Here is a 25901-nt window from a genome sequence, read left to right as displayed (position 1 = left end):
GGTTCTCCTTCAGGCCGTCGCGGTTGCGGTCGCCGGACGGGTCACCAGCGTGCCGTCGTTGGCGTTCTCGGGTGCGAGCAGGTCGCGGTCCTTCGTCTCCGGCGCGAACAGCCCGGCGCCGAAGGTGATCGCCATCGCGACCGTCATGTAGATCGCGACCGGTACCCACGAGTCGAACGCACCCATCAGCGCGACCGCGATCAGCGGCGCGAAGCCACCACCTAGGACGGCGGCGAACTCGCGGCCGAGCGTGACACCGGCGTACCGGTACCGGCTGCCGAACAGCTCCGGGAAGTAGCTCATCGTCACCGCGACCCCGCCCTGGCAGGCGAAGACGAAGCCGACGATCATGGCCAGGTAGATGATCGTGAGGTTTCCGGTGCTCAGGGCAATGAACGTCGGAGCAGGCAGCAGGAGCAGCAGTCCGGTGATGCCGAGGAAGACCGGCCGCCGCCCGAACAGGTCCGACAGGTATCCGAGCACGATCGCGCCGATACCGCCGAAGATCGCGCCCACCAGCAGGATCTCCGGTACGGTCTGCGCGTCGATCTTCACCGTGCCCTTGAGGTACGACGCCATGAACACCTGGTATGTGTACGACTGCACGCTCAGACCGACCGTCATCAAGGTGACCAGGGCAACGGCCTTCTTCCCGTTCCGGAACACCTCACGAACCGGCGCGGCAGCGGCCGCGCGCTCGGCCTTGATTTCGGTGAACACCGGCGTCTCCTTCAACCGCCGGCGCAGGATGTACGCCGCGATCGTGACGAAGGCACTACTCAGGAACACCACGCGCCAGCCCCACGACATCAACTGGTCGTCGGGCAGCAACTGGACGAGCGCCCACGCCCCGGCACCGAGCGCCGTACCGGCCGCCGCACCGGTCATGACCAGCGCCGCGAGCCGCCCACGCTTGCCCCGGGCCGCGGTCTCGGTGAGCAGCGTCGCGCCACCGGACTGTTCCGCACCGGCGCCGAAGCCCTGCAGGAAGCGGCTCAGCACGAGCAGGATCGGCGCCCAGACGCCCACCGACTCGTACGTCGGCAGCACGCCGATCGCCATCGTCGCGACGCCCATCAGGGTCAAGGTGGCCACCAGGATCCACTTGCGCCCGAGGCGATCGCCGTACCGCGAGAAGAAGAAGCCGCCGAGCGGACGGGCGCAGAACCCGACCGCGTAGGCGCTGAAGCTGGCGAGCAGGCCGGCCGTCGCCGAGATGTTCGGGAAGAACAGATGGCTGAAGACCAGCGCCGACGCGGTCCCGTAGATGACGAAGTCGTACTGTTCGAGGGCGGTGCCGATCAGGCCGGCCAGCGCGGCCCTACGGACTTCCTGGCGGGATGGTTCGCTCGTTTCCATGGCGGATCCTTCGGGGTCTCAGGCCGCGGGCGAGGCTTGCGGCCGGGACGTTCGGGAGCGCGCGGCCACGCGGGCCGCGGCGCGGACGCCGTCGCGGGTGACGACGGCGACGTACTCGGCAACACGCCGGGCAAAGTCGTTGCTCTCGGCAAGTTCAGTGGGGAACACCTGGGTGAGGACGGCGCGGACGAGGTCCTCGGTACTGCGGGACTGCGCTGCGAGCGCCCCGAGTCGCTTGCGGGCGGGGTCGACCATCGCCTGGGCATGCGGCCCGGGGTCGAAGCCGGACAGCGGTACGACGCAACAGATCCAGGCCGCGACGGTGAGCGCGAGATGCTCGGGCATCACGCCCTGGTTGAGCAACTGGAGGGCCGGCTCGGGAACCCGTTGCGGGAGTTTCACCGAACCGTCGCTGCCGACCTGCTGGGTGCGGTGGCCTAATGCATGGTTCGACCAACGATCGAACAGCGAGTCGACATATGGCTTCAGTTCGAAGCCCTGTGGCAGCGTCACGGTCGGCAGGTAGTCGTCCTCGAGCACCGCACGCGCGGCGGACTCGATGAAGTCGGCGCCCCGGGATTCGGGGATCGTCGCGCGGCCGTCGAGGGCGCCGAGGTAGGCGATCAGTGAATGGGTGCCGTTGAGCAGCCGCAGCTTGAGCAGTTCGTACGCCTCGACCTCGGCGGAGAAGATTGCGCCGCCCCGTTCCCAGGCGGGGCGGCCGGCCGCGAAGCGGTCCTCCATCACCCACATCGTGAACGGCTCGGCGGGGACCGGGATGCGATCGCGAACGCCGAGCAGCTCGGCCGCCGTGTTCCGGTACGCGTCCGTGGTCGCGGGGACGATCCGGTCGACCATCGAGTTCGGGAAGGTCACGTGCTCGGCGACCCAGTCGACCGCGGTCGATCCGGCCGCCTGCAGGAACTCCAGGACCAGGCTGTGGGTCTGGGTTCCGTTCGACTGCATGTTGTCGCAGTTCAGGACGGTGATCGGGGCTTGATGCGTGGTCGCGCGGCGTTCCAGGGCGCGAGCGAGCTGACCGATGACGGTGCGCGGGGTCGCGTGCAGGTCTTCGGCGACCCGGTCCAGGTCGAGGCGGTGGGTGCCGGGATCCATGCAGTAGCCGTGTTCGGTGACCGTGGCGGAGACGATCCGGGTCGGTTCGGCCGCGATCGCGTCGACCACGGCCGCCGGGTTGCCGGCAGCAACGATCGCGCCGGTGTGTACGCCGGGGACACTGATCGACGATCCCGCGGGCGACAGTTCCAGTACCGAGTAGAGACCGTCCTGGGCGTTCATGGCGTCCGCGACCGCGGTCGAACGGCTCGCGACGCCGAGGATTCCCCAGCCGTCGCCCGCCTGTGCGGTGTAGACGGCCTGGTGCGCGCGGTGGAAATTCCCGAGGCCCAGGTGCACGATGCCCGTGCTGACCGGACCGTCGGTCAGCAGCTGCTTGGCGACGGTGGTTCGTTTCATCGCGGTCACCAGTCCGTCATGCTTCCGTCGAGACGGCGCGCGACGGGAAGATACGCGGGTTCGTACGGGAACTTCGCGGCCAGCGCTTCGTCGACCTCGACCCCGAGGCCGGGCGCGTCCCCCGGGTGCAGGTAGCCGTCGGCGAACGACCACGAGTGCGGGAACACCTCGTGTGCGAGGGCGTCGTACCCCATGTACTCCTGGATGCCGAAGTTGATTGTCGACAATCCGACGTGCACGCTCGCGCCGAACGAGACCGGTGACACGTCCGACGGCCCGTGTGGTGCGGCCTTCACCTGGTACAGGTCGGCGAGCGCGAAGATGTTGCGCAGGTGGCTGATCCCGCCGGCGTGCGCGACCGCAACCCGGATGTAGTCGATCAGCTGGCCGGTGATCAGGTCCTTGCAGTCGTAGATCGAGTTGAAGACCTCACCGATCGCGAGCGGCGTGGTCGTGTGCTGCCGGACCAGTCGGAGCGCTTCCTGGTTCTCGGCCGGGGTCACGTCCTCCAGCCAGAACAGGTTGGCGGGTTCGAGAGACCTCCCGAGCCGCGCGGCCTGCTGCGGCGTGAGCCGGTGATGCGCGTCGTGCAGGAGGGCCAACTCGGGGCCGACGTGCTCACGGACAGCGTTGAGAACGTCGGGGACATGCCGCAGGTACGCGTCGGTGTCCCACGACTCGGTGACCGGCACGGCGCCCCGCTTGGCGGGCTCGTATCCGCCGCCGGCGTGCACGCCGTACACGGTCTCCAGCCCTGGTACGCCGGACTGCGCGCGCACAGCCTTGAAGCCGTCGGCGCGGCGCGCGTCGATCGCGTCGAGCAGCTCGGGCAGTTCCCAGGCGGACGCGTGGGTGTAGGACAGGACCCGGTCGCGGACGGCGCCGCCGAGGAGCTGGTAGACGGGCAGGCCGGCGGTCTTGCCCTTGATGTCCCACAGGGCGAGGTCGACGGCGCTGATGGCGGCCATCGTGATCGGGCCACGCCGCCAGTACGCACCGCGGTAAAGGTACTGCCAGGTGTCCTCGATCCGCGCCGGGTCGAGTCCGATCAGCAGCGGGGCGACGTGGTCGCGCAGGTAGCTCGCGGCGGCGAGTTCGCGGCCGTTGACGGTGGCGTCGCCGTACCCGGTGAGACCGTCGGCGGTCCGGAGTTTGAGCGTGACGTAGTTGCGGCCGGGGCTGGTCAGGATGACGTCGGCGGCGATGATGCGGTCGGTCATGTCAGAGCCTCACTACGTTGCGCAGTTCGTTGCCGTTGGCAAGGGCGTGGATGTTGGCGGCGATGTCCTCGATCCGGCCGCGGAACGTCTGCCGGGTGATCCCGGACAGGTGCGGCGTGAGCAGGACGTTGTCGAGCTCGCCGAACGGCACGTCGGCCGGAGCGGTCTGGTCGCCGGTCGCGGGGTACGAGTACCAGACGTCGAGGGCGGCGGCGCGGATCGTCCTGTTCTGCAAGGCGTCGTACAGCGGTTGCTGCTGGACCAGCGGACCGCGGGCGACGTTCACGAGTACGCCGTCGGGTCCGAGACGTTCGAGTTCGGCGGCGCCGATGATGCCGCGGGTGGTGCCGGTCAGCGGGGCGGAGACGACGAGCGTGTCGGACTCGTCCAGCAATCGGTCGAGCTGACTCACGTCGCCCGCCCAGCTGAGGCCGTCGGCCTTCCCGCTCGCGGTGACCGCCTGCCCCTGCGCGCCGAACGCCTCCAGGAGACGCCAGGTGGCGCGGCCGATGTGGCCGAACCCGAGGAAACCGACCCGCGCACTGCCGAGCGTGTCCGGTTGCGGGATCGCTGGATCGTAGACATTCGACCGCCACTGGTTCCGGCGCAGGGCGGCGTCGGCGGCGGGCAGGTCGCGGCGCAGGCCGATCAGCGCCCACACGATGTACTCCGCGATCGAGTCCTCGTGGTGGTACGTGTTCGCGACCGGTACGCCGGACGCCTCGATCCGGTCCGTCCCGGCGCCGGCGACCTGGACCAGCCGCAGTTGCTGGGCCGCGCCGGCCAGCTCCTGCGTGAACACTGGTCCGACCAGTACGTCCGCTGTGCGCAGTGCGTCCAGCAGGTCGGCGGGCAACCAGGTGACTTCGGTGGCCTTGGGCAGCAAATCTTCGAACTCGTCCCGCAGCGGCAGCAGGTTCGGGTCCGTGACGACGACTCTCATCCGTCGCTCCGCTCGCGGCGGGCGGGCGTCCAGCCGGCCACCGGGCCGGTGCTCTGGCGGACGACGAGCTGCGTCGGCAGCGTGACCACCCGCGGCTCGACCGCCGGCTGACCGAGCTCCGCCGTGAGTTGCTGGTGCAACATGTCGACACTCATCACACCCGCCCGCGACATCGGTACCTGGATGCTGGTCAGCGTCGGCCGGGCGACCTCCGCGAGCGGCGTGTCGTCGATACCGATCACGCTCAGGTCGCCGGGGACCTCGATGCCCAGCGCGGTTGCGCCGGCGATGATGCCCAGCGCCATCAGGTCGTTGTGCGCGATCACTGCGGTCGCGCCCGACGCCACGACACTCGCGGCGGCCGCCTGTCCGCCCGCCACGGTCTCGGCCTGCCAGCCGATCAGTTCGAGCTCGATGTCCGACCGGTCGGCGAGCTGCTTGATCGCGTCGACACGATTCTGGTTCGACCAGGACAGAGGTGAGCCCTGTGCGTAGGCGACGTGCTCGTGACCGAGAACGCGCAGGTACTCCAGCGCCTGCCGGAGTCCGTCCGCGGCGTCCGGTACGACGCTGTTCGTCTCGTCGCTGGTCCGGTTGACCAGCACGAGCGGCGTGTCGCCGCACAGCTCGGCGATGTCGTGGGCAGGAAGGCGCGGCGAGCAGACGATGAAGCCGTCGACGCGCTCCTGGAGCTCACCGATGATCTCCCGCTCCCGATCGGGGCTGCCGTCGGTGTCGGTGAGTACGACGGTCTGGCGCCGGTTCCACCCGTGCGCCTGGGCCGCCTTCACGAAGCTCGCGAACACCGGGTTGCCGATGTCCGGCACGATCATCGCGACCGTCGCGGACCGCGTCGGCAGGCCGCCGGCCCGCGACCGCCGGCCCGCCGAGGCGACGTACCCGATCTCCTCCGCCGCCGTGACGATCCGCCGCAAGGTGTCCCGGCCGATCCGGTCCGGGTCGCTGAACGCCCGGGACGCAGTCGACAACGACACACCCGCGCGCTGCGCGACGTCGGTCAGGGTGGGGTTCACGACAGCTCCCGAAGGTTGCACCAATGTTTCCCCAACATTGCGGCAACTTGCGCAACCCTGTCAAGAGCTCGGCCCAGGTGCAGATTGACAGCATCCGAAGGCCGAAGCAGACTCGGTGCCCCACTGAGCAGAGAGGTCATCGTGATGACCACCGAGTCAGCGGTTCACACCGGACGTACAGCGCTTGGCCCGTTTCCGGCGGGGGCGCCCCGAGTTCCCGACGCCCCGCACGTCACCGCGGCGACGATCGACGTCGACGCTGCGGATGTCCAAGGCCCGTTGACCCGCGTGTGGGAGAGCTTCGGGTACGACGAGTTCAACTGGACGTACATGCCGACCGGCAAGCGCCTGCTGAAGACCTTCACCGAGTTCTCCGGCGGTGGGTACTTCGTCCGCCCGCATTACATGTACTGCTCCGGCAGCGGTTTCGCCCTCCCGCACTGGGGCTCCGGCAACGTCTACCACGAGGACGCCAACGGCAATCCGTACTACGACTTCACGCTGCTCGACCAGGCGTACGACGCGATCGTCGACAATCGGCATCACCTGCTGGTCGAGCTCGGCTTCACCCCGCGCGACCTGCTCCCGCCCGAGGCCGCCGAGCTGACCGTCGTCAGCAGTCCGACCGCCTACACCAACTACGAGGCCGGCGCCTGGGGTTACCCCCCGAACGACTACGGCAAGTGGGCCGGGCTGATCAGTGCGACTGTCGCGCACTGCGTCGAGCGGTACGGCGAGGCCGAGGTGAAGACCTGGTTGTGGGAACTGTGGAACGAGCCGGACATCGACTACTGGCGCGGCACCCTCGATCAGTACAACGAGCTCTACACCGCCACCGTAGAAGCGATCCGCGCCGTACTCCCCGAGGCCAAGGTCGGCGGACCAGCCGTCACCAGCGGCGGCCTGGACTTCCTCAAGGGCTTCCTCGACTACACCTCGGCGCACAACGAGCCGCTGGACTTCATCTCGTACCACACCAAGGGCTGCCACTTCCCCACCCGCGACTACAAACCCTTCGCGGAACCTGCGGACGAGCAGCTCAGCCCGTCCTCGACGAAGATGCTGTACGACCTGCGCGAGTTCAACCGGCTGATCGGCTCGTACGACGCGTACGCCGGGCTGCCGGTGATCGTCGACGAGTGCGACGCCGCCGTACCGGCGCACTTCGGGCGCTACGACAACCGCAACTACAGCTTCCAGAACACCGAGTACTACCCGGTGTTCCAGGCGAAGCTGATGAAGAAGATCCTCGACCTGAACGCCACCGAGACCGCCCAGATCGCGTACGCCACCAGTTGGAGCTTCTACTTCGAGGCCGAGCGCTACTTCGAAGGCACCCGCTCCTTCCTGACCGCGGGCGGCATCGAGAAGCCGCTGCTCAACGCCTACCGGATGCTGTCGCTCCTCGGCCCGGACCGCGTCCGAACGACCTCCGACGCGGCCTGGAACATCGCCGAACTGGACCACACCGACGGCAGCAGCATGCCCGAGGAAGTAGACGCCCTAGCCTCCCGCGCCGACGACGGCACCGTCACCATCCTGATCTGGCGCCACACCGACGACCAATACCAGACCAGCGACGCCGAAACCCCGGTCACGGTCGTCCTACGAAACCTGCCGCCCGGAGAGTACCGGCTGCGGCACCTGCGCATCGACACCGACCACAGCAACTCCTTCACCGCCTGGCAAGGCCTCGGTTCGCCGCAGGACCCAACCACGGCCGAGCTGACCACGATCCACGAGCGCCAAGGCCTCGAAGAGATCGATGCCGAGCGCAACCTCACCGTATCCGGCGACCTGACTCTCGACACCACTCTACCGTTGCCGTCAGCATCGTTGCTGATCCTCGACACCGTGGGAGTTTCGGTCACGGCTGGCTAGTTATCGCTCCTCGGCGGTTTCCGGAACATATTCGGCGTCTGGCGACGGATTGTTTCCGGAAAGGTCCAGACGAGTCGCGAGGTACGCCGCGAGGGCGAGGGCTTGCAGGTCCTGGTGGTGGGGTGTGGCTAGTTGGGCGCCGATGGGTAGGCCGGCGGTCGAGAAGCCCGCGTGGACAGTCGTTGCCGGGTGGTGGGACATGTTGTACGGGACGGTGAAGGCTATGTGTTCGAACGGGCGGGACGGGTCGTCGGTGGGGTAGGCGAGTTCGGCGGGGAAGGCTGTGATGGGGGCTACTGGCGACAGGATGACGTCGTACCGCGTGAAGACCTGGGTGACGGCGGCGGCCATTGCGCCCATCTGGGTGTAGCCGTGGAAGACGTCGGATGCGGTCAGGTCGGTAGCGGTGGAGACCCATTGGCGGATCTGGGGCAGGACCTTTGCCCGGCGTTCTTCCGGAAGGGCGGCGATGTCGGTGGCGGAGCGGATCCGCCAGAAGCGGTCGAGGCCGTCGAGCATCTCCCGGGTGATGATGGGGCCGATCGGCTCGACGATCGCACCGTCCTGTTCGAGACGTGCGGCCGTGGACGAGACGGCGGCGGTGACCTCGGGGTCCACCGGTAGGCCCACGCCGGCGTCCAACAGCAGGGCGACCCGCAGGCCTCGAACCTGTACGTCGAACACGTCCGACGCCGGCGGGATCGACGTGTGGTCGCGCGGGTCGTAGCCCTGCATCACCGTCAACGCCAGCGCCGCGTCGCCCGCCGTACGGGTCAGTGGGCCGATCGCGCGACCGGCGTACGGGTTGCCGACGGCGATGCGGCCGTGGGTGGGCTTGAGTCCGACCAGCCCGCACCACCCAGCAGGCAGGCGAATCGATCCGCCGATGTCCGTCCCGACGTGGATCGGGCCGTACCCTGCCGCGGCCGCCGCGGCCGCGCCCGCGCTCGAACCGCCGGCTGTCTTCGACAGGTCCCACGGGTTGCGCGTCAACCGATGGAACGTCGACACCCCCGACGACAACATCCCGTACTCCGGCATCGTCGTCTTGCTGAAGATCACCGCACCGGCCGCCCGCAGCCGTGCCGCCGCGGGTGCGTCCTCCGTCGCCGGAACGAGCGCGGTCGCCGCAGTTCCTTGCGGTACGGGAGTTCCGCGCGTCGCGATGTTCTCCTTGACTGTGACCGGTACGCCGTCCAGCGCGCCCGCCGTACCGTTCCGCCATCGCTGCTCCGACTCGTGCGCCGCCGCGCGCGCACCGTCGGCGTCCAACGCGTACAGGGCGCACAGCTGCGGTTCGAGAGCGGCGACCCGGTCGAGGACGTCGGCGATGACCTCGACTGGTGACACCGAACCGTCACGGTACTTCGCCAGCAGCTCGGTTGCGGTCAGGTCGGCGAGACTCATCTGCGCTCCATCCGGTCAGCGAATCAGTTCGGTGGTTCGAAGCGGCCGTCGACCGCGGTCCAGCCGCCGTCGACCGCGAGGACGCTTCCGGTCACGAAGCTCGCCGCGTCCGACGCGAGGTACACGACCGCGCCGGCGAGTTCGTCCGGACGCGCCCAGCGACCGAGCGCGCCCTTCTGCGCGTACGCGTCGTACCACGCCGGGTCGGCCTTGATCTGCGCGGTCAGCGGGGTTTCCACGACGCCTGGCGCGATTGCGTTCGCGCGGACCCCGGACGGGCCGAGTTCGGCCGCGGCGGTGCGGAGGAGTTGGACGAGTCCGGCTTTGGTTGCCGCGTACACCGATTGGCCGGGCTCCACCGTCGTACCGCGAATCGAGCTGAACCCGATGATGCTGCCGCTCCCCCGCTCCGCCATCGTGCGACCGAACGCCCGCACCAACTGGAACGAGGCCCGCAGATTGAGCGAGACCACCCGATCGAACTCTTCCCCGGTGTAGTCGACAATCCGCTTCCGCACGTTCGTCGCCGCCGTGAACACCAACACATCAACAGGATCCAGCTCCACCACAGCCCGCTCGATCGCCGCATCGTCGAGCACGTCCAGTTCGTACGCACTCAACTCGGAACCGGCCGTCTGACGCGCGGCGGTCAGGTCGCGGTCGGCGCAGGTTACTCGGGCGCCGTGGGCTGCTAGGGCGAGGGCGCTTTCGCGGCCTATGCCGCTGCCGGCGCCGATTACCAGGGCGTGTTTGCCGTCCAGGCGGAAGAGGTTGGCGTAGTCCATCGGGTCACCTGTCATGGGCGCGGGCGGATGATCGCCATCCGGGTCGTGGTCAGTTCCTCGATCGCGAAGCGCGGGCCTTCGCGGCCGGTGCCGGAGTCCTTGACGCCGCCGTACGGCATCACGTCCGAACGGAACCCGGGTACGTCGTTGATGACCACTCCCCCGACGTCGAGCCGGTCGATCGCGGCGAACGCGGTGTCGAGCGACGACGTGAAAACGCTCGCGTGCAGCCCGTACCGCGTCTCGTTCACGGCCCGCAGCGCACTGTCCACATCGGGCACCGACCGAACCGCGATCACCGGCCCGAAGATCTCCTCGTCCCACACCTGCAGACCGTCCGGTACGTCGGTCAGCACGATCGGCCCGAGTACGTCCGCGCCCCCGTCGTACGCGATCCCGGCACCCGCGTGCACCGCGTCCCCGACCCACTGCCGGACCCGCTCCGTCGACGCCGGGTTGATCAACGCGGACACCCGCGTCTCCGGATCCCGCGGATCGCCGACCACCACACCAGGAAGCCGCGCCCCCAGTTTCTCCAGCAACTGCGACCGAATCGACTCGACCGCGATCACCCGCTGTACGGAGATACAGGCCTGACCGGACGCGTAGTACCCGCCGCGCACGATCGCGTCCGCGGCCGCGTCCAGGTCGGCGTCCGCGGCAACGACCAGTGCCGAGTTGGACCCGAGCTCGAGCAGTACCTTCGTCGGCGCCGCGTCCCGCGCGATCCGATGCCCGACCGCGGCCGATCCGGTGAACGACACTGCACCGATCCGCGAGTCCGTGGTCAGCGTCGCCCCGACCTCCGGCCCGCCCGTGACGACCTGCAAGGCGCTCGAAGGTGCACTCGCATCGGCCAACGCCGACCGCATCAGATGCGCGAGCCAAAGCGTCGCGAGTGGCGTCTGCGGCGCCGGCTTGACGATGATCGGGCAACCCGCCGCGAAGGCCGGCGCGATCTTGTGGGCCGCGAGCAACAACGGATAGTTGAACCCGGTGATCCCGACCACCACCCCGATCGGCTTCCGGACCCAGAACCCCTGCAGTCCCTCGCCGCTGGGCAACAGGTCCAGCGGCACCGTCTCGCCGTGCAGCCGCGCGACCTCCTCCGCCGAGGTCTCCAATGTGAGCAGCGTCCGGTCGATCTCCACCCGGCAGTCGACGAGCGGCTTGCCGGTCTCCAGTACGAGCAGATCGACGAACGCGTCCCGCTCGGCGAGTACGGCCGAATGAACGTTCTGCAGGACTTTCCGGCGTACGTACGACGGGAGCCGCCCGACCGCCTCTCGTACGGCCAGCGCACTGTCGAGGGCCGTCTGCGCGATAGCGACGTCACCGACCGGCGCGTCCGCCACCGTCGAACCGTCGTACGGGAAGATCACCGGCGCCGTGGCCGGTGCCTCGATCCACGACTCGCCGATCGGCAAGCCTGCTGGGAACTTCATGCGGGATCTCCCTTCGCGAGCAGGTCGGACGTGGTCGCGCCGGACAGCGCGCGCTGCAGGGTCGGGATCGCCGACACCAGGCGCTGCGTGTAGGGATGCTGCGGTGCGGCGTACACGTCGCCGGTGTAGCCGGTCTCGACGATCTCGCCGGCGTTCATCACGGCGACCCGGTCGCAGACGTGTTTGACGACGGACAGGTCGTGCGAGACGAACACCAGCGTCAGGTCGAGTTCGTCGACGAGGTCCGAGATCAGGTTCAGGACCTGGGCGCGGACGGAGACGTCGAGGGCGCTGACCGGTTCGTCGGCGATCAGGATCCGCGGGCGTGGGGCAAGCGCGCGGGCGATCGAGATGCGCTGCCGTTGCCCGCCGGAGAACTGGTGCGGGTAGCGGTCGCCGGCGTCGGCGGACAGGCCGACGGCTTCGAGGAGTTCGCGGACGCGCTGGCCGGAGGCCGGATGCCCTTGGACGACGAGGGGTTCGGCAATGATGTCGCGGACCCGCATACGTGGGTCGAGCGAGCTCATCGGGTCCTGGAAGACGAGCTGCAGGTTCTCGCGGAGCGGGCGCAGGCGGCGCTCCGGGAGGTGGGTGATGTCGGTGCCTTCGACGATCACGTGGCCGGAGGTGGCGCGGTCGAGGGCCGCGATGATCCGGAGCAGGGTGGACTTGCCGCAGCCGGACTCGCCGACGATGCCGAACCGCTCGCCCTGCTTGACCTCGAGGCTGACGCCACGCAGCGCGTGTACGACGGGCGCTGGTCTGACCAGTGAAGTCCGCGGCCGTGCGTAGTCGCGGACGACGTCGACAACCTGGATCGCGGTCGGGGTTTCAGGTTCAGGCATCCCCGCCTCCTGCCGGGTGGTGACAGGCGAACCCTTGGTCGTCGGCGCCCGTCCAGGCCGGCGTCTCCTCGCACAGGGCGGTGGCGTGTGCGCAGCGGGTACGGAAGACGCAGCCGGACGGGAACTTCCCCGCGGGCGGGACGTTGCCCGGGATCGTGGTCAGCCGACGATCGGTGGTCTCCAGGTCCGAGGCAGCGAGCAGACCTTCCGTGTACCGGTGCCGCGGCCGCGTGAACACCTCCGCGACCGGACCCGCCTCCACGACACGCCCGCCGTACATGACAAGCACCCGTTCGCAAACGGTCGCGACGACGGCGAGGTCATGCGTGATGAACAGCAGCGCGGACGAGCGATCGACGACGCCGCGCACGATCAGATCGAGGACGAGCGCCTGGACCGTGACGTCGAGCGCGGTCGTCGGTTCGTCGCAGATCAGCAACGCCGGATCGTTGGCAAGGGCAAGCGCCAGGACGACTCGTTGCCGTTGGCCACCGGACAGCTGATGCGGGTACGCGCGGAGCGTGTCCGCCGGCAGCTGGACCCGCTCCAGCAGCTCGGCCGCCGCGGTACGAGCTGCTGGTTTGGCCAACGTCTTGTGGATCAGCATCGCCTCGGTGAGCTGGTCGCCGATCCGCATCGTCGGGTTCAGCGCGGTCATCGGCTCCTGGAACACCATGGCGATGTCGCGGCCGCGTACCCGGGACATCCGCCGTTCGTCCGCGCCGACGAGTTCGTGGTCGACGCCGTCGAGCCGTACCGATCCGCCCGCCCGGACGTCCTCCGGCAGCAGTCCGAGAATGCTCAGCGCGGTCAGCGACTTGCCCGACCCGGACTCCCCGATCAGTCCCACCCGCTCCCCCGCGCCGACCGTCAGGTCCACGTCCGACACCAACGTCGTGTCCCGGACAGACACGGACAGCCCGCGCACTGTCAGTACATCGCTCATCGGCGGTCCTCCAGCTTCGGATCGAAGCGGTCGCGCAGACCGTCGCCCAACAAGTTGAACCCGAGCACCGCGATCGCGATCGCCACCCCCGGGAAGATCGCCAGCCGCGGCGCGCTGAACAGGAACTCCTGGCTCTCCTGCAGCATCCGCCCCCACGACGGCGTCGGCGGCGGTGTGCCGTACCCGAGGAACGACAGCGCGGCCTCCGCCAGCACCGCGATCGCGAACGACACCGACGCCTGCACCGTGATCAAGCTCGTGACGTTGGGCAGGACGTGCCGTACGGCGATCGGCCACGGCCGGCGCCCCGCCGCGCGGGCCGCGAGTACGTACTCCGTCCGCATCACCTGCAGCGCACCGCTGCGGATCACGCGCGCGAAGCTCGGTACCGAAGCGATGCCGATGGCAACCATCGCGGTCAGCGTGCTGGCGCCGAAGACCGCGCCGAACATGATGGCCAGCAGCAACGCGGGGAACGCGAGCAGCAGGTCGTTGGCGCGCATCACAACCTCCGAAGCCCACCGGCGCGTCATCGCCGCGAGGATCCCGAGCGGTACGCCGATCACCGCCGCGACACCGACCGCGACGACGCCGACGAACAACGTCGTCCGGGAACCGACCATGATCTGGCTGAGCACGTCGCGGCCGAACTTGTCGGTGCCGAACCAGTGCGACCAGGACGGCTTCAGCAGCCGTGCCGCCGGGGTCACGAGCGTAGCGTCGTACGGCGTCCAGACGAACGAGACCAGCGCCATCAGCACGATCACGCCGACGATCACGGTGCCGGCGATCAGGCTCGGGTTGCGGCGCCTCATGTCGTCCTCAGCCGGGGGTCGAGGGCGACGTACAGGACGTCTACCAGGAAGTTGACCAGGAGTACTGCGAGCACCAGCACCATCACCACGTCCTGGACCAGTAGTAGATCGCGGTTCGACACACCGTCGAGGAGGAGGCTGCCGAGGCCGGGGATCACGAAGACGCGTTCGACGACGACTGCGCCGATGAGAAGGGTGGCCAACTGGAGACCCAGGACTGTTACGACGGGAACAGCGGCATTGCGTAGGCCGTGTCTCCACAGGGCTTGGAAGGGGCGGAGGCCTTTGGCGCGGGCTGTTCTCAGGTAGTCCTCGCGCAACACGTCCAGTACTGCACTGCGGATGTAGCGCGTGAGGACTGCGCCTTGGACGAGGCCCAGGGACAGGGCGGGGAGGACCAGTTGTTTGAGGAACATGGCCGGATCCTGGGCGGGTGGGGTCCAGCCGTTCGCGGGGAGCCAGCCGAGTTTGACCGCGAACACCACGATCAGCAGGATGCCCGCGAGGAACGCCGGGACCGCGACGCCCAACTGAGAGACCGCCGACAGTGCCAGCCCGGAGACCTGGCGGTGGCGCGCCGCCATCACCGTGCCGGCCGGTGCGGCGACGAGCAGCGCGACGATCATGCCGGCCACGACCAGCCACAGCGTGACCTGCAACCGGTCGAACACCTGCGGCCCGATCGCGACCTTCGAGACGTACGACGTACCGAGGTCGCCGTGCAGCAGCCCGCCGACCCAGTCGAAGTACTGCGTCGGCAGCGGGCGGTCGAGGCCGAACTGCCGCCGCAGTTCGGCCACCGCCTCGTCGGAGGCGTTCACGCCGAGCGCGACCCGGGCCGGGTCGCCGGGCAGGATCGCCATGAACGCGAAGACCAGCACCGTGCTGACCGCGAGGCTGACCAAGAACACGGCGGTGCGCTCGATCAGGCGGAGGATCATCGGCTGAGCTGGGACAGGTCGAAGGCCTCGGTGATCGCGTTGGTCGGCAGCCCCTTGATGTCCTTGTCCGCGACCATCAGGTTCGGCAGCAGGAACAGCCAGTCGCCCGCGGCCTGCTCCGAGATCCGCCGCGCCGCCTTCTTCAGGTCCGCGACCTGCGTCGCCTCGTCGCCCGCGTCGGCCGCGGCCAGGTCGGCCTGCAGCGTCGGATCGTCGTACCGCGTGTAGTACTTCGGGTTCCCGAACACGGCGCCGAGGTCGCGCGGCTCGACGTGCGCGATGATCGACATGTCGTAGTCGGCGTTCTTGAACACCGTGGTCAGCCAGGCCGCCGGGAACTCGAGCTGGTCGATCTGCACCTTCAGGCCGGCCTGCTCCAGGTCGCTCTTCACCACCTGGCCGCAGGACGTTGCGTACGGCAACGTCGGGAGCCGGAGCCGGAGTGTCTTGCCGGCCGCGCCGGATGCCTGCAGCAACGACTTCGCCTTGGCCAGGTCGTACGGCGCGACCCCGGTCAGGTCCTCGTACCACGGGTCGGTCGGCGGGACCATGCTGCCGATCAGCTTGCCGCGCCCGGCCCAGCAGGTGTCGAGCAGCGCCTTGTGGTCGATCGCCATCCGGATCGCCTGCCGGGTCCGGATGTCCTTGAACACCGGCCGCGAGTTGTTGAACGACAGCAGCACCTCGCCGTTCGTCGTGCCCTCGATCACCTGGTACTTCGAGTTGCTGGTGAACTGGCTCAGCGCCTCGGGCGCCTGCACCGTGCCGATCACGTTGATCGTGCTGGTCAGCAAGGCGTTGTTCAGCGCGGTGGCGTCCTTGAAGTACTTCAGCGTGATCTGCGCGAAGTTCGGCTTCGTGCCCCAGTAGCCGTCGTTGCGGACCAGCACGATCGAGTCGCCGCGGTTCCACTTCGAGAACTTGAACGGCCCGGTGCCGACCGGGTCGGTGGCGAGTGCGCTGACACCGCTCTCGGAGAACATCGCGCCGATCCGCGTCGTCATCCGGAACAGCCAGTCGTTGCTGGGCTTGGCCAGCGTGACCTGCAGCTGGGTCGGCGACAGCGCCTTGGCGTCGGCGACCACGTCCATCGCGCTCTTCAGCGAGATCGTCCACGCGGTCTTCACCCGGTTGATGCTGAACACCGCGTCGCTCGCGGTGAACTGCTTGCCGTTGGTGAACTTCGCGTTGTCGACCAGGTCGAACGTGTACGTCTTGCGGTCCGGCGACACCTGCCACGACTTGGCCAGCGACGGCACGATCTTGCCGGAGTCGTCCTGCTTGACCAGCGTCTCGTACACGTTGCCGAGCAGCGCCTGCGGGATCGCGGCGCCGTCGGTGGTGGTGAAGTCCAGGCTGGCCGGCTCCGCGACCAGGCCGATCGCCAGGTTCTGCCCGCCGCCCGGCGAACTGCCGGACGACGTACTGGATCCGGCCGAGCAGGCGGTCACGGCAAGCAGCGCCGCAGCAGCGAGTGCGACCGCACGGGTTGGAAACTTCACGAGAACTCCTCCAGTGCCTCGAACTGTCGCCGCATTCTGACCGCCGCCACGTCCAGGGCTGCCCGCGGCCACGCCGGTACGGGAGACTTCGCCGTCCGGCTGTGACTGGTCAGACCAGTGGACTAGGTATCAGTGGGGCACTAGGTTTGTCGCAGCACACCGCCCTGTCAAGACGATTGGGGTGCATGAGATGACAAAAGGGCCGCAGTTCCAGCCGGTACAACCCGTGCGCGCCTACCAGCGGATCGTCGAACAGGTCGAGGACGCGCTGGCGCGCGGCGACCTGGCGCCCGGGCAGCGACTCCCGAGCGAGCGGGACCTGGTCGCACAGTTCGCGGTCAGCCGGTCGACGGTCCGCGAGGCGCTGCGCGTCCTGGAGAGCAACGGCGTGGTCCGGTCCCGGCCGGGCGACCCGAACGGTCCGGAGATCCTGCCGTTCTCGTCGGCCGCGCTGCGCAAACAGGTCGCCCGGCTGGCCCGCGTCGACGAGCTGAGCCTGAGCGAGCTGATCGGGTTCCGGATGATCATGGACGGCGCCGCGATCCAGGTCGCGTCCCGGCTGCGCACCGCCGAGCAGTTGGACGAGCTGGAGGAGACGCTGGTCGCGATGCGGGACGCGATCGAGGTCGACTTCGACGCGTTCAGCGAGGCGGACCTGGCCTTCCACGAACTGATCGCGACGATCAGCCGGAACTCGCTGATCCAGACCTGCAACGAGGTCGTCCGCGGCGTCGTGCTCGGCCTGATCTCGGACAAGATCGCGCACGCCCCGAACAGCCGCGCACTGATGCTCGAATCGCTGCACCACCATGCCGAGGTGGTGGACGCGATCCGGGCCGGCAACGGCCACGCCGCGGCCCGGATCGCCCGGCAGAACATGTTCGACTACTACGCCGGGTACGTGCCCGACTCCGAGCAGGAAACGTTGCGTGCACTCGTAGAGGAGTGAGAGTTTCCCGTGGCATTCTGACGGGATCGGTTCCCTGGTGGGGGGCACCGCGTGAGCAAACCTGCGATTCTCACGGTCGACGACGACCCGATGGTTTCGGCTGCGATCTCGCGCGATCTACGCCGCCGCTACGGCGACGACTACCTGGTCGTCCGCGCCACGTCGGGTGACCAGGCGCTCGCCGCGCTGACCAAGCTTGCGCTGCGCAACCAGCCGATCGCGCTGATCGCGACCGACCAGCGGATGCCCGGGATGACCGGCATCGAGCTGCTCGAACGTGCCCGCGCACACGCCGCGGGCGCGAAGTACCTGCTGCTGACCGCGTACGCCGACACCGACGTCGCGATCCGGGCGATCAACGACATCGGCCTCGACTACTACCTGCTGAAACCGTGGGACCCGCCGGAGGACCAGCTCTTCCCGGTGATCGACGACCTGCTCGAGGACTGGCAACACGCGAACCCCGAACACAGCTCGGATGTACGGGTCGTCGGCAACCGCTGGTCCGACCGCGCCCACGAGATCAAGACGTTCCTGGCCCGCAACCACGTCCCGTACCGCTGGTACGACGTCGAACGCGACGCCGAAGGCCAGCGCCTGCAGGAGCTCGCCGGAGCATCCGACGCCGACCTCCCGCTGGTACTGGTACCTGACGGCGACACGCTGCGCTCCCCCACCGCGCTCGACCTGGCGTCCGCGCTCGGTCTGCGTACCCGCGCCGAGCAGCCGCTGTACGACGTATGCATCGTCGGCGGCGGACCTGCCGGCCTCGCCGCCGGTGTCTACGCCGCGTCCGAAGGCCTGACCACTGTCATCGTCGAACGCGAGGCACCTGGTGGTCAGGCCGGATTGAGCGCCGCGATCGAGAACTACCTCGGCTTCCCGCGCGGCCTGACCGGTTCCGATCTCGCCCAGCGTGCCGTTGCGCAGGCGTCCCGGTTCGGCGCCGAGATGGTGCTCGCGCGTTCGGTGGTGGGGCTCGAGTCGCGCGGTCCCGTGCACGCCGTACTGCTCGAGGGTTCCGGTGAGATCGAGGCGCGCGCCCTGATCGTCGCGACCGGCGTCTCGTACCGCAGCCTCGACGTCGAAGGACTCGCCGACCTCACCGGCCGCGGCGTGTACTACGGCGCCACCGCGAGCGAGGCGAGCCAGGTGCAGGACGACGAGGTGTACATCGTCGGCGCCGCGAACTCGGCCGGCCAGGCGGCGCTCAACCTGGCCCGGTACGCGAAGCGTGTCGTCCTGCTGGTCCGCGGCGAACGGCTCGAGAACTCGATGTCGCGGTACCTCGTCGACAAGATCACCAAGGCCGCCAACATCGAGGTCCGGTGCCGGACCGAGGTCGTCGGCTGCCGCGGCGAGGGCCACCTCGAGGCGCTGACGCTGGCCGACCGTACGTCCGGCCGGGTCGAGGAGGTGCAGGCCAGTTGGCTGTTCATCTTCGTCGGCGCGATCCCGCGGACCGAATGGCTCGGCGACTCGGTCGTCCGTGACGCGTTGGGTTTCGTGGTGACCGGGCCGGACCCTGTCGTACAGCAACGCTGGCCGCTGCCCCGGCCGCCGTACGCATTGGAGACCAGCGTGCCGGGTGTGTTCGCGGCCGGTGACGTACGACTCGACTCGATGAAACGCGTCGCCTCCGCGGTCGGTGAAGGCGCCATGTCGATCTATCTCGTCCACCGCTACCTAGCGACCGTCTGATGGACGCCGGCGACCTGCGCGACCTCCCGCTGTTCACCGGGGTCAGCGACGAGCAACTCGAGGAGCTGATCGCGGGCAGCACCGAGGTACCGATCGAGCCCGGCGCCGACCTGTTCCACGAGGGCGAGCCCGCCGACTTCTGGTGGGTACTCGTCGACGGCGCGATCACGCTGCACCGCAAGATCGGCCGCGAGGACACCGTGATGGGCAAGATGGACGTCCCGGGCCGCTGGGCCGGTGGGTTCCGCGCCTGGGACGAACACGGGCTGTACCTCGCCAGCGGCCGCGGCCTCGCCGCCGGACGGGTCCTCCGGGTACCAGCCGACGTACTGCGGGACCGGATCGACGACTGGTTCCCGCTCGCCGGCCACCTGATCAAGGGCGTGTACGGGACCGCGCGGGCGATCGAGTCCACCGCGCGGCAGCGGGAATCGCTGATCACGCTCGGCACGCTCGCGGCCGGGCTCGCGCACGAGATCAACAACCCCGCAGCGGCCGCGGCGCGTTCGGTCAGTGCGCTCGACACCGCGTGCGTCACGCTGCTGTCGGCGCTGCGCGGGCTGGCCGAGGGCGACGTACGGGCCGCTCAGTTCAGTGCGCTCGACGAGCTGCGGCTCGAGCTCGGCCACGGTACGGCGGCACCGGATCCGGTCGACCTGGCCGACCACGAGAACACGATCGCGGACTGGCTCGACGACCACGACGTCGACCGGTCCTGGTTCATCGCGCCACCGCTCGCCGCGGCCGGTGCCGGTGTCGAGTGGTGCGAACGCGCGGCCGCCGTCCTCGGAACCGCGCTCGGCCCCGGCCTGGAATGGGTCGCCAGCACGCTCGCCGCGTCGACGCTGATCGGCGAGGTCAAGGAGTCGACCCGGCGGATCACCGAACTGGTCGCAGCGGTCCGGTCGTACTCGCAACTGGACCGCGGTTCGATCCAGACGATCGACGTCACCGAGGGCATCGAGAGCACGCTCGTGATGCTCGGCCACAAGCTCCGCGACGGCGTCGAGGTGATCCGGGCGTACGGCGACGTACCGCGGATCGACGCGTACGCCGGTGAACTGAACCAGGTGTGGACGAACCTCATCGACAACGCGGTCGATGCGATGGACGGCGCCGGCACGCTGCGGATCAGCACCCGGACCGACGGCGACCGGATCGTCGTCGAGTTCACCGACTCCGGTGCCGGGATGCCGGCGGAGGTCGCGGCCCGTGCGTTCGAGCCGTTCTACACGACCAAGGACGTCGGCAAAGGCACCGGACTCGGCCTCGACATCGCGCAACGGATCGTCGCCGAACACCACGGCGGGACGATCGGCATCACGTCCCGCCCAGGCGAAACCACCCTCCAGGTCCGGCTGCCGCGGCAGCCGGCGGGCTGATCAGATGTCGTGCTCGAGGATGCGGACCCGCGGAACCTTGAGCAGTTTGCGGGCCTTCGTGGTCCAGTCGGAGCAGATGAACGCGGCCGCGGTCTCCGGCCAGGCGACCACCACGACCTCCTGGCTGCCGGTGGTCTTCACCATCTGCATCAGCGCGAGCAGCACCTCACCGTGCGTGATGGACACGTGGACCGGGTAACCGCTGGCGGCCCGGAGCTGACGTGAGCTGTGCTCGATCACGGAAGCGAGATCGACAGCGGGATCCGCGAGGGTCGCCGTCGGTGTTCGGCTCACGGACGGCGGACCGATCCGCGCCGACGGTGCCGTCGCCGATCCGACCACTGCCGCGGAGCCGGTCAGCCCGGCCACGTCCGCGAACGTCGAGCCGAGCAACGCCATCGGACCCGCCAGACCGCTCTCCGGATGACTGGAGACCAGCAGGTGGTACTCGACGGATTCCTCGCGCTTCGCGTGCAGGGCGGCAACGCGGCGCGCGTCGCCCTCGCTCATCTCCCGCTCGATGAGCACCACCACGTCGTACGTCATTCGTGGCTCCCTTCGCCAATTCCGTTGTACTCCTGGCCGGGAGCGCACCAAAGCTTGGGGCGCGCGTCCGTCACGGAATTGTCAAAAACCTCTCAGGCTCCTGCCAGACACGCCCGAACGAAGGTCAGGAAACACGCACGCCGGCGCGTGCCCGGCTGTCGGGGGCCAGCACCGCGAGCAGGTGCGGCGCATCGATCAGCGCGACACTCGCACGGTCCAACAGGCGCGGATGCAAGGCGTACACTTCCGCCCCCGGACGCGCCGCGACATCTCCGGAGAGCACGGCAACGAAATCCGCACCGGCCGCCGCGTCCTCGTCCCAGGTCCGATCCGGCTCCAGCCGCGCGGTCACGCGACGCGCGTACGCCGCGAGTTCCTCTCCCGCGGCACGCCGGTAGCCGACGACGGAACCGTCGGCGCAGCGGACCGCGATTTCGTCCGTCCGTGCCGCCGCGTGCCAGCAGCAGATCTCCCACAGGCTGGCGCGGTCGCCCGATCCGTGCACCTCCTCGAGCGTCGCGGACATCAGCCCGAGCTGACCGGCGTACCGACGGATGCTGTGGCCGTACCCTGCCGCGCCGAGGTTCACGTCGTACCAGCGGAGTTCCTTGGTGTGCAGGTCGACGCCGAACGGCAGCAGGATCTTCGCCGGCCCGGCCAGGTCGAACCGGTCCTCCACCGCGGCGGGGTCGAACAGCCCGGACGGTTGCCGCATCACCCCGACGAATCCACGTTCGAGCTGGTCGAACGGCACGTCGTTGTAGCTGAACACGACCGGCAGCAAGTACCGCCCGCCGACCCGGCGCACGGCCCGCAGGTCGACGTCGACGAACTCCGTCGAACCACCCGGCCCCGGCGCGGACGTGAGGTCACCGGAGTGCACCAGCGCGTCCTCGTCGAACCTCAGCCGCGTGTAGTCGCACAGCCCGACGAAGCCCCACTCCTCGTCGAACACCGCGACCGACAGGTCCAGATCGATCCGCCGCTCGCCCGGCTGCACCCAGTGCAGGAACAACCGCAGCAACTCGTCCTGCGGGATCGGCACCGCACTTCCCCGCGTCATCCGCAGCAGGCTCGCCGACGTACTCCGCTCCGAACCGGGCGCGGCCAGCCGGACCAGCTCCTCGTCCAGGAACGCCCGCCGCCAGCGCGGCAGGCCCGTTGCCCTACGCAACATTTCGCGGGTGAGGACGGCGGCCAACTCGGCGGCAAGCTCCGCCGGCAGCGGTTCGCGGTCGTCGACCGACGTCCAGATCCGGGCCGTACCGCCGCGCGGGAAGAACAACCGCAGATCGCCCGGCGGGGTCCGCACCTGCCCGAGCGCCGCGGTGATCACGGCCGGTGAGACGTCCGAGACAGCGGTCGTCAACGCCTCGACGAGCACGGCGTGGTGCTCCGGCTCGAGCGCCCGCGCCAGCTGGACCAAGCGGCGTACCAACTCGCCCGGACGCTGGCGCAGCAGCTCGAGCGCCTGGTCCGGACGTCCTTGTACGAAAGAACTCTCGACGCGCGAGCCGTACGTGGTCAGCACCAGCCGCCCCTGCTCGACGCGTACCAGCGGATGCCGCGACGCCTCACCCGCCACCGCACGCCCGGCGGCGGTCCCGACGTCGAGATCGGTGCCGCGAAGGATCGCGAACGCCAGCGCGGCGACCGGGAACCGGCTCGCGAACTCGAACGGGTGCAGGTTCTCCGCGATCCGCTTCCAGGCGCGCTCGTGCCGGAACAGGTCCTCAACGAGGAGCTCCACCGGCATCCGGTCGAGCCGCTGCAGCAGCAACCGTCGCGTTGCCCGAGGCAACGACTTCCGGTGGACCGGCGGCGTCCGCAGGCCGGGGTCGGCGTCCATCAACGCGTAGCTGAGCCGCAGCACGTCGGTCGCGGTCTCAGCCCGATCGATCAACTCCGGATCGTCGGCGAGGAAGTGCGCGACGACGAGCGCCTTCGTCTCGCGGACCGGAATGTCGTCGGGCAGCCAGGCCGAACTGGCGCCGGTGAGCAGGACCTGCAGATCCGCACGATCCCTGGCGGACAGCGGGGCTCGTCGGGCGACCAGTGATTCGATCGTCTGCGGCACCGAGTCGGCCGTGGCCAGTGCAAGTAGCCGCAACCGGTCGGAGCGTACGTGCGCCGGCTGGTCCTCCTCGACGGACGGCTTCAGGAACGGGTCGTCGGGGTCGATGCGCTGCAGGCACAGCGGACACGCGCTGAAGTCTGAGCCGTCCCAGCACGTCCGGCAGACGAGGTGCGCGCACGGGGACACCGCGTGCACAGAGGTGGTATCGCCGCAAAGCACACACGGCTGCTCCGGCTCTTGCAGCAGCCGTGCGAAGACCCTGTTCACGTAGAAGCTCTCGGTGTCGCCAGGCACGCTCTCTGGGAAGCCACGGAACAACGGTGTGTGCTCGGCGTCGAACCCGGACTCTGCGTCCAGCAAGTCGAGCAGCGCTTGACCGAAGCCGGCCAGAGCAGGAGCTGACAGCGAAGCGCAGTGTCGATAGAGGCCGACGGAGAGCAGCAGGCCACGCTGGATCAGGTCAGCCTGCAGTGCGGACAGCCCGGCCTGGATCGTCAACGGACGGCGCAACCACTGCCAGGCAGAGCGCCGTACCGGCGGAGTCAGCGCGGTCGCGTCGACCAGCCGCCGGCGACGCAACAGCACAGCCGCTGGTTGATCCGGCATGGGCGTCCCCCCGGGTGAGCGTCACGATGAAGGCGCCAGGGGCGGAGAGTGGACGCGCTACTTGCCTGGTGAAGGAGAAGGAAGCACGTCCAGGAGCCGCCCCTGGCACCGAGAACGCTACCGGCAGCCATCGACAGTTTTGAACGCGTTCCCCGCCCCACCGCCCCGGTCAGGTTCCGGCTGCCCATGTGAAGGGCCCCGACAAAGAAGAGCTCCGGTGGCAGGGTCGGGGCCGCCCCGCCCAGACCCCGCCACCGGAGATCTCCAGAGTAGAACGCTCATCCAAATCTCGCGCCACCGGGTCCCCCATCTGAGCAAGATCTGGCACTGATGCGCCGCAGGCAAACCCTTGAGTCACGGATTTGATCACGTTCAGGAGGTGTCGGACCACGGATAGTGGTTACCGTTCAAGGTATGGCCAGTGAGGTGGTCCAGCGTGCGCGCTGGCGAGACGTGTTCGGGCACGCCGAGTTCCGGGCCTTGTTCGTGGCCGGAGTCCTGTCCGTGGCCGGCGACCAGATCGCCCGCGTGGCCCTGTCGGTACTGGTCTTCGAGCGCACGGACTCGGCCGGCCTCACGGCGTTGACCTACGCCCTCACGTACATCCCCGATCTCCTCTTCGGCCCGTTGCTGGCCGGCATCGCCGACCGCTACCCCCGCCGCGGTGTGATGATCGTCACGGATGTCGCCAGAGCGATTCTCGTTGCCTGCATGGCGATTCAGGCCCTGCCGCTGATCGTCGTGATCGTACTGCTGCTGGCGCTCCAGGCCTTCGGATCACCGTTCAACGCGGCCCGGGCCGCGACCCTCCCCGCCGTACTGCCAGGTGATCACTACGTCCTCGGCAAGGCCGCGAACGACATGGTCGTCCAGTTCAGCCAGGTCCTCGGCTTCGGCTTCGGCGGCGCGGTCGTGGTCGCCGTCGGGACGTCCGGCGGCCTGCTGCTGGACGCGGCGACGTTCCTGTTGTCGGCCGCGCTCGTCAGCTACGGCGTGAACCGCAGGCCGGTACCACGAGCTGGCACGGATGCGCCACGGTCGAGCTATTTCCGCGACCTCGCCGACGGCGTGTCGCTCGTCGCCCGGACGCCAGAACTGCGGTCACTCGTGCTGCTCGCGACGATCGCCGGCTTCTACGTCACCGTGGAGGGTCTCGCCGTCCCGTACGCGCACGAAATCGGCCACGGCACCACCGCAGCGGGCCTCCTGCTCGCCGCGAGCCCTGCCGGGGCCGTCGTGGGCATGTGGCTGATCACGAAGTGGGCACCCACGCAACGCATGCGCCTGTTGGGTCCGCTGGCAGTCCTGGCCTGCGTACCGCTCGTCTTCAGCTTCGGCGCGCCGGGCCTCGTCGCCACCGTGGCGCTCTGGGCGCTGTCCGGCCTCGCCTCGGCGTACCACCTGCCGACGAGTGCGGCCTTCGTCCAGGCGATCCCGGACGGGCGGCGCGGCCAGGCCTTCGGGGTCGCGAGTACCGCACTGAAGACCAGTCAGGGCCTCGGCATCCTGCTGGCCGGACTGCTCGCCGACCGCTGGTCGCCGACCGTCGCGCTGGGCACGATGGGGGCCGCCGGAACCTGCGCGGCCCTCCTGGCGGGCAGTGCCTGGGCACGTGCCCGCCGGGCCGGGACCGGCGCTTCGGAAATGCGTACCGGATGAGCCGCCGGAGATCCGCGCAATGATCTCCCGATCGGCTTCGTAAAATGCCGGTAAAGAATTTCCGGTATTACCACTCGTTGCCGCTGACCAGCCATTCGTTGCCGGTCCCGCGGAACCACTCGTTACCCCCGGTGAACCACTCGTTGCCCCCATGGAACCACTCGTTCCCAGCGCCGGTGAACCACTCGTTGCCGCCGTTGAACCACTCGTTGCCGGTGTTGATCTTCGCCATGGTGCATCCTTCCGTCGCCATCCCAGGGGATGGAACAAAACGCGGGCCGGTGCTGACCTCGCGTGTCCGTGCAGTTACTATTCAGGAATAACCGTTCAGGTCTATCCGGGTGAGGCCACAATGATTCTGATCGGTCGGAGCAATTGGGTG

21 protein-coding genes are annotated in these 25901 nt (G+C 69.0%); 5 read left to right on the top strand and 16 right to left on the bottom strand.

Annotated features, from left to right (window positions below):
* Positions 1-9: 9 nt before the first annotated feature.
* From ACFYRU_RS39295 to ACFYRU_RS39275, 5 genes are read right to left on the bottom strand one after another with little or no spacing between them, the layout of a single operon-like run.
* A complete protein-coding gene (locus ACFYRU_RS39295; protein ID WP_387668997.1) occupies positions 10-1359 on the bottom strand; it encodes an MFS transporter in 1350 nt (449 codons plus the stop codon).
* A gap of 18 nt (positions 1360-1377) precedes the next feature.
* Entirely contained in the window at positions 1378-2835 is a 1458-nt protein-coding gene (locus ACFYRU_RS39290; RefSeq protein ID WP_387668994.1) for a mannitol dehydrogenase family protein, read from the bottom strand.
* Positions 2836-2840: 5 nt separating this feature from the next.
* Entirely contained in the window at positions 2841-4055 is a 1215-nt protein-coding gene (manD, locus tag ACFYRU_RS39285; RefSeq protein WP_387668992.1) for a D-mannonate dehydratase ManD, read from the bottom strand.
* Between the two features lies 1 nt (position 4056).
* Positions 4057-4998, bottom strand: coding sequence for a 2-hydroxyacid dehydrogenase (locus ACFYRU_RS39280; protein WP_387668990.1), 942 nt, complete (start codon positions 4996-4998; stop codon positions 4057-4059).
* Positions 4995-6032, bottom strand: coding sequence for a LacI family DNA-binding transcriptional regulator (locus tag ACFYRU_RS39275; RefSeq protein ID WP_387668988.1), 1038 nt, complete (start codon positions 6030-6032; stop codon positions 4995-4997). Before ACFYRU_RS39275 ends, ACFYRU_RS39280 begins: the two co-directional genes overlap by 4 nt.
* Before the next feature lie 144 nt (positions 6033-6176).
* Between ACFYRU_RS39275 and ACFYRU_RS39270 the strand changes: the two genes are divergently transcribed.
* The gene (locus ACFYRU_RS39270) at positions 6177-7913 is read left to right on the top strand and encodes a glycoside hydrolase (RefSeq protein ID WP_387668985.1); all 1737 of its coding nucleotides are present in this window, start codon (positions 6177-6179) and stop codon (positions 7911-7913) included.
* Here the strand turns inward: ACFYRU_RS39270 and ACFYRU_RS39265 are convergent, their stop codons facing one another.
* From ACFYRU_RS39265 to ACFYRU_RS39230, 8 genes are read right to left on the bottom strand one after another with little or no spacing between them, the layout of a single operon-like run.
* Entirely contained in the window at positions 7914-9320 is a 1407-nt protein-coding gene (locus ACFYRU_RS39265; RefSeq protein WP_387668984.1) for an amidase, read from the bottom strand.
* Between the two features lie 23 nt (positions 9321-9343).
* Positions 9344-10105 (bottom strand): SDR family NAD(P)-dependent oxidoreductase, encoded by a 762-nt coding sequence (locus ACFYRU_RS39260; protein WP_387668981.1) that lies wholly within the window; start codon positions 10103-10105, stop codon positions 9344-9346.
* Positions 10106-10116: 11 nt separating this feature from the next.
* On the bottom strand, positions 10117-11550 hold the full coding sequence (locus ACFYRU_RS39255) for an aldehyde dehydrogenase family protein (protein WP_387668979.1): 1434 nt from the start codon (positions 11548-11550) through the stop codon (positions 10117-10119).
* Positions 11547-12395 carry an ATP-binding cassette domain-containing protein gene (locus ACFYRU_RS39250; RefSeq protein ID WP_387668977.1) on the bottom strand — a complete coding sequence of 283 codons (849 nt, stop codon included), beginning with the start codon at positions 12393-12395 and terminating at the stop codon, positions 11547-11549. Before ACFYRU_RS39250 ends, ACFYRU_RS39255 begins: the two co-directional genes overlap by 4 nt.
* Positions 12388-13341, bottom strand: coding sequence for an ABC transporter ATP-binding protein (locus tag ACFYRU_RS39245; RefSeq protein ID WP_387668974.1), 954 nt, complete (start codon positions 13339-13341; stop codon positions 12388-12390). Before ACFYRU_RS39245 ends, ACFYRU_RS39250 begins: the two co-directional genes overlap by 8 nt.
* Positions 13338-14156 carry an ABC transporter permease gene (locus ACFYRU_RS39240; protein WP_387668972.1) on the bottom strand — a complete coding sequence of 273 codons (819 nt, stop codon included), beginning with the start codon at positions 14154-14156 and terminating at the stop codon, positions 13338-13340. The genes ACFYRU_RS39245 and ACFYRU_RS39240 overlap by 4 nt, the downstream gene beginning before the upstream one ends.
* A complete protein-coding gene (locus tag ACFYRU_RS39235; RefSeq protein ID WP_387668970.1) occupies positions 14153-15097 on the bottom strand; it encodes an ABC transporter permease in 945 nt (314 codons plus the stop codon). The genes ACFYRU_RS39240 and ACFYRU_RS39235 overlap by 4 nt, the downstream gene beginning before the upstream one ends.
* Positions 15094-16599: an ABC transporter substrate-binding protein gene (locus ACFYRU_RS39230; protein WP_387668967.1), complete on the bottom strand. Its 1506-nt coding sequence runs from the start codon at positions 16597-16599 to the stop codon at positions 15094-15096. The genes ACFYRU_RS39235 and ACFYRU_RS39230 overlap by 4 nt, the downstream gene beginning before the upstream one ends.
* A gap of 190 nt (positions 16600-16789) precedes the next feature.
* Here ACFYRU_RS39230 and ACFYRU_RS39225 point away from each other — a divergent pair, with 190 nt between their 5' ends.
* The 3 genes from ACFYRU_RS39225 to ACFYRU_RS39215 are packed head-to-tail and all read left to right on the top strand — an operon-like array spanning position 16790 to position 20631.
* Entirely contained in the window at positions 16790-17548 is a 759-nt protein-coding gene (locus ACFYRU_RS39225) for a FadR/GntR family transcriptional regulator (RefSeq protein ID WP_387668965.1), read from the top strand.
* Positions 17549-17599: 51 nt separating this feature from the next.
* Positions 17600-19249, top strand: coding sequence for an FAD-dependent oxidoreductase (locus ACFYRU_RS39220; protein WP_387668962.1), 1650 nt, complete (start codon positions 17600-17602; stop codon positions 19247-19249).
* Positions 19249-20631 (top strand): sensor histidine kinase, encoded by a 1383-nt coding sequence (locus ACFYRU_RS39215; RefSeq protein WP_387668960.1) that lies wholly within the window; start codon positions 19249-19251, stop codon positions 20629-20631. The genes ACFYRU_RS39220 and ACFYRU_RS39215 overlap by 1 nt, the downstream gene beginning before the upstream one ends.
* On the opposite strand, the gene ACFYRU_RS39210 is transcribed toward ACFYRU_RS39215, so the two are convergent.
* Positions 20632-21177 carry a hypothetical protein gene (locus ACFYRU_RS39210; RefSeq protein WP_387668958.1) on the bottom strand — a complete coding sequence of 182 codons (546 nt, stop codon included), beginning with the start codon at positions 21175-21177 and terminating at the stop codon, positions 20632-20634.
* 124 nt (positions 21178-21301) lie between these two features.
* On the bottom strand, positions 21302-23860 hold the full coding sequence (locus ACFYRU_RS39205) for an MXAN_6230/SCO0854 family RING domain-containing protein (RefSeq protein ID WP_387668955.1): 2559 nt from the start codon (positions 23858-23860) through the stop codon (positions 21302-21304).
* Between the two features lie 414 nt (positions 23861-24274).
* Here ACFYRU_RS39205 and ACFYRU_RS39200 point away from each other — a divergent pair, with 414 nt between their 5' ends.
* Complete coding sequence (locus ACFYRU_RS39200; RefSeq protein WP_387668952.1) at positions 24275-25519, top strand: MFS transporter; 1245 nt, start codon at positions 24275-24277, stop codon at positions 25517-25519.
* A 67-nt stretch (positions 25520-25586) separates the two neighbouring features.
* Here ACFYRU_RS39200 and ACFYRU_RS39195 read toward each other — a convergent pair whose 3' ends face one another.
* Positions 25587-25751 (bottom strand): DEAD/DEAH box helicase, encoded by a 165-nt coding sequence (locus tag ACFYRU_RS39195; protein ID WP_387668949.1) that lies wholly within the window; start codon positions 25749-25751, stop codon positions 25587-25589.
* Between the last annotated feature and the right edge of the window lie 150 nt (positions 25752-25901).

This window comes from Kribbella sp. NPDC004536 (assembly GCF_042873835.1).
Taxonomy (GTDB): domain Bacteria; phylum Actinomycetota; class Actinomycetes; order Propionibacteriales; family Kribbellaceae; genus Kribbella.
The sequence above is the reverse complement of the archived record's forward strand: the minus strand, read 5'-3'. Positions and strand labels throughout refer to the sequence as shown.